This window comes from Rhodothermales bacterium (assembly GCA_013002345.1).
Taxonomy (GTDB): domain Bacteria; phylum Bacteroidota; class Rhodothermia; order Rhodothermales; family JABDKH01; genus JABDKH01.
Genome location: JABDKH010000237.1, coordinates 1 through 3,312 on the forward strand (window position 1 = coordinate 1; position 3,312 = coordinate 3,312).

Here is a 3,312-nt window from a genome sequence, read left to right on the forward strand (position 1 = left end):
GTCGCCGGGAGCACGCTCGCGTGCTTCGTAGTGGCAGAGCCTGCGCATGAGATGCGAAATGTCTGCTTTCCGTATCGTTCGGGAGATGCTATCGTATCTCAAAGAGCACGGAGATACCGGCCATGAACGAAGAATTGCGGCAGCACCCGTCGTGGATGCGCGAGTTCGATCATACGGCGGACCTTGGGGTTGAGATTGAAGCGTCGAACATTGAGCAGCTGTTCGAGCGGACGGCGTATGCCATGTTCTGGCTGATCGCGGACGTGGATGATGTGGAATCCGATATCTCCATTCCCATCGAGATCGACGCAGAAGACATCGACGCGCTGATGGTAGCCTGGCTTTCCGAGCTGAACTACCGGCACCAGGTAGACGGCCTCGTCTTCTCCAGCTTTCAGGTGGAGCAGATCTCCGATTCGTTCCTCCACGGCACGGCGATCGGCGAGGGTATTTCGCACGGCCGGCCGCGTGTCTTCGGCGAAATAAAAGCGGTGACCTATCACGATCTTCAGGTTGGCTGCGACGGCGAACGGTGCAGGGCGCGAGTGATCTTCGATATTTGACGGCCGTACCGATATGAAGCAGGTTCAAATCAGACAGATAGAGCCGTACCTGTGGGAGATCCCGAGGTCGGGTGACATGATCGTGCCGGCGCGCATCTATGCGACCAGGAAGATGATGCGCGACATTCTCAAAGACAGGGCCGCCGAGCAGGCGAGGAACGTTGCGCATCTGCCGGGAATCGTGAAGGCGTCGCTGGCGATGCCCGACATTCACTGGGGGTACGGATTTCCAATCGGAGGCGTCGCCGCATTTGACGCGAATGGTGGAGTGATTTCGCCCGGAGGCGTCGGCTACGACATCAATTGCGGTGTTCGTCTGATGGCGTCGAATCTGCAGCGAAGCGATGTCGCTGACGCTCTGCATCCGATCGTGAATCAGCTCTTCAAGTGGGTGCCGACTGGTGTTGGATCGGCTGGAGCGCTGCGGGTCTCCGTCCCGGAGCTTCAAGAGGCGGCAGTGGATGGAGCGCGATGGGCCGTTCGAAAAGGGTATGGATCGGCGGACGATCTGGCGTTCATCGAGGAGAGTGGTCAGATCGACGGTGCGGATGTTTCGGCCATCTCGCACCGGGCATGGAAGCGAGGAGCGCCGCAGCTCGGCACTCTCGGGTCGGGCAATCACTTCCTGGAGTTTGGATACGTGGATGAAGTATTTGACGACGGGGCGGCCGCGGCACTCGGACTCCAGCTCGATCAGGTGACACTCATCATCCATACGGGTTCGCGGGGATTCGGACATCAGACATGTGAGGACAACCTGTCCGTCATGGACGGGGCCATGCGGAAGTACGGCATGAAACTGCCGGATCGACAGCTGGCCTGCGCGCCGATTCGATCGGCTGAAGGGCAGAGGTATCTGGGAGCCATGAACTGTGCGGTCAATTTTGCTTTTGCGAACCGGCAGATCATCGCACACAATGCGCGGCGCGCTTTCTGCGAAGCGCTCGGGATCGGTGAGGCAGAGCTTGGTCTTCGCACGGTATATGAGGTTGCTCACAACATCGCGAAGTTCGAAAGTCACGTCATCGATGGTGAGGCAAGGGACGTGTGTGTTCATCGCAAGGGTGCGACACGTGCATTCGGTCCCGGCAGCGCTTCTGTTCCTGCGCGATACCGGGGTGTGGGGCAGCCCGTGCTGGTTCCGGGGGACATGGGGAGGTATTCCTACGTGCTTGTCGGAACGGAGCGGGCAATGCAAGACACGTTCGGGAGCACGTGCCACGGCGCCGGGCGCCAGATGAGCCGTCGCAAAGCCGCGAAGACCGCGCAGCATCGTGATATCAAGGCGGAGCTCGAGGAGCGGGGCATCGTTGTCAGGGGCGCCAGTCGCCGGACCATCAACGAAGAACTACCGGAGGCGTACAAGGACGTGGCGGAGGTGGTCGAAACGTGCCAGATGGCCGGTATCTCCAAAAAGGTGGCGAGGCTGATCCCTCTCGGCTGCATCAAGGGCTAGATATTCCGGTATATTGTGGTAGACCCGTGCAACCCCCGAAAGCTTGAACAACCATGCCTCAACAACGTCTTTCCGTCTTGCTGATATGCTTTGTAATGCTCCCGTTTGTGTTCCAGGCGGCAGCGCAGCCCCTCCATGCATCCCGCGATGCCACGGCGGAGCATCTGGGAGCACTCATCGACACCTGGCATGCAGCAGCCGGTGCTGCGGACGCAGAAACGTACTTCGGACTGCTGGCGGATGACGCTGTCTACATCGGGACCGAAGCCGGCGAACGATGGACCAAGTCGGAATTCATCGAGTTCGGGAAGCCATATTTCGACCGTGGCTCGGCGTGGGACTTCACGTCCACGACGCGGCACATCTACCTGTCTGATGACGGCCAGATGGCATGGTTCGAAGAGCTACTGGATACGTGGATGGGCGTGTGTGCGGGCTCCGGGGTGCTGCAGAAGACGGCCGACGGATGGAAGTTCAAACACTACCACCTGTCGGTTACGGTGCCGAATGACCTGATCAACGAATTCATTGATCTGGTCGAGTCGGGCTCGAAAGAGACTCACGAGTAATCCGGGTCGTCGAGAATCATGTCATGTAATCAGTGCATCGGGGTTGAAGAGGAATTCAACCCGGCGATTGCCCGTCGGCAGCTGAAGCGTTACGTCCGGCGTGGGCCCAAGAAGACGACGGCATGGTTGATCCGGGCGATACTCGATCGCAGGCTTGCGGAACCAAGCCTTCTGGATATCGGCGGTGGGGTTGGAGAAATCCAGCATGAGCTCGCGGCATCAGGGGCCGGTACCGTGACGAGTGTTGATGCGTCGTCTGCATATCTCGAACAGTCGGAACTTGAGGCAAAACGTCGGGGCTATCGAGGCCGAGCGACGTATTTGTTTGCGGGGTTTACGGATGTGCACGAAGAGATCGATGCGGCGGATGTGGTGACGCTGGACCGCGTCATCTGCTGCTTCGACAATGTCGACGACCTCGTTGGACGGTCGGTCGCGAAGGCAACGCGGCTGTACGGGCTGGTCTATCCGCGAGAGTCGTGGTGGACGGCGCTGGGTTTTCACTCAATCAACCTGGTTCAACGTTTGCGGCGCGCACACTTCCGTGTATATCTGCACCCGAGCGAGCACGTTGATGCAATGATCACCCGGGCTGGTTTCAAGAGCGTGTTTCATCGGAACAGCTTTCTGTGGCAGGTGGTGCTGTACGAAGCCGTCGACGGCCAGGAGGTGGGGTAGACGCCCTGCCGAACATTTTCTCGGGGGTCATCTGCACCCACCGGAC

The 3,312-nt window shown here is 59.4% G+C and carries 4 protein-coding genes; all 4 read left to right on the forward strand.

Annotated elements, in window-relative coordinates:
- Nucleotides 1-122 precede the first annotated feature (122 nt).
- The 4 genes from HKN37_11715 to HKN37_11730 all read left to right on the forward strand — a co-directional run bounded on the left by HKN37_11715 (nucleotide 123) and on the right by HKN37_11730 (nucleotide 3,266).
- Nucleotides 123-563: an archease gene (locus HKN37_11715; protein ID NNE47313.1), complete on the forward strand. Its 441-nt coding sequence runs from the start codon at nucleotides 123-125 to the stop codon at nucleotides 561-563.
- 13 nt (nucleotides 564-576) lie between these two features.
- Nucleotides 577-2,019 carry an RtcB family protein gene (locus tag HKN37_11720; protein NNE47314.1) on the forward strand — a complete coding sequence of 481 codons (1,443 nt, stop codon included), beginning with the start codon at nucleotides 577-579 and terminating at the stop codon, nucleotides 2,017-2,019.
- A gap of 95 nt (nucleotides 2,020-2,114) precedes the next feature.
- On the forward strand, nucleotides 2,115-2,588 hold the full coding sequence (locus tag HKN37_11725; GenBank protein NNE47315.1) for a nuclear transport factor 2 family protein: 474 nt from the start codon (nucleotides 2,115-2,117) through the stop codon (nucleotides 2,586-2,588).
- A gap of 18 nt (nucleotides 2,589-2,606) precedes the next feature.
- The gene (locus tag HKN37_11730) at nucleotides 2,607-3,266 is read left to right on the forward strand and encodes a methyltransferase domain-containing protein (GenBank protein NNE47316.1); all 660 of its coding nucleotides are present in this window, start codon (nucleotides 2,607-2,609) and stop codon (nucleotides 3,264-3,266) included.
- The last annotated feature ends 46 nt before the right edge of the window (nucleotides 3,267-3,312 follow it).

What these genes read in the sequence shown, in the direction of transcription:
- HKN37_11730 (NNE47316.1), top strand. Translation starts at nt 2,607, where the DNA reads ATGTCATGTAATCAGTGCATCGGGGTTGAAGAGGAATTCAACCCGGCG.
- HKN37_11720 (NNE47314.1), top strand. Translation starts at nt 577, where the DNA reads ATGAAGCAGGTTCAAATCAGACAGATAGAGCCGTACCTGTGGGAGATC.
- HKN37_11725 (NNE47315.1), top strand. Translation starts at nt 2,115, where the DNA reads ATGCTCCCGTTTGTGTTCCAGGCGGCAGCGCAGCCCCTCCATGCATCC.
- HKN37_11715 (NNE47313.1), top strand. Translation starts at nt 123, where the DNA reads ATGAACGAAGAATTGCGGCAGCACCCGTCGTGGATGCGCGAGTTCGAT.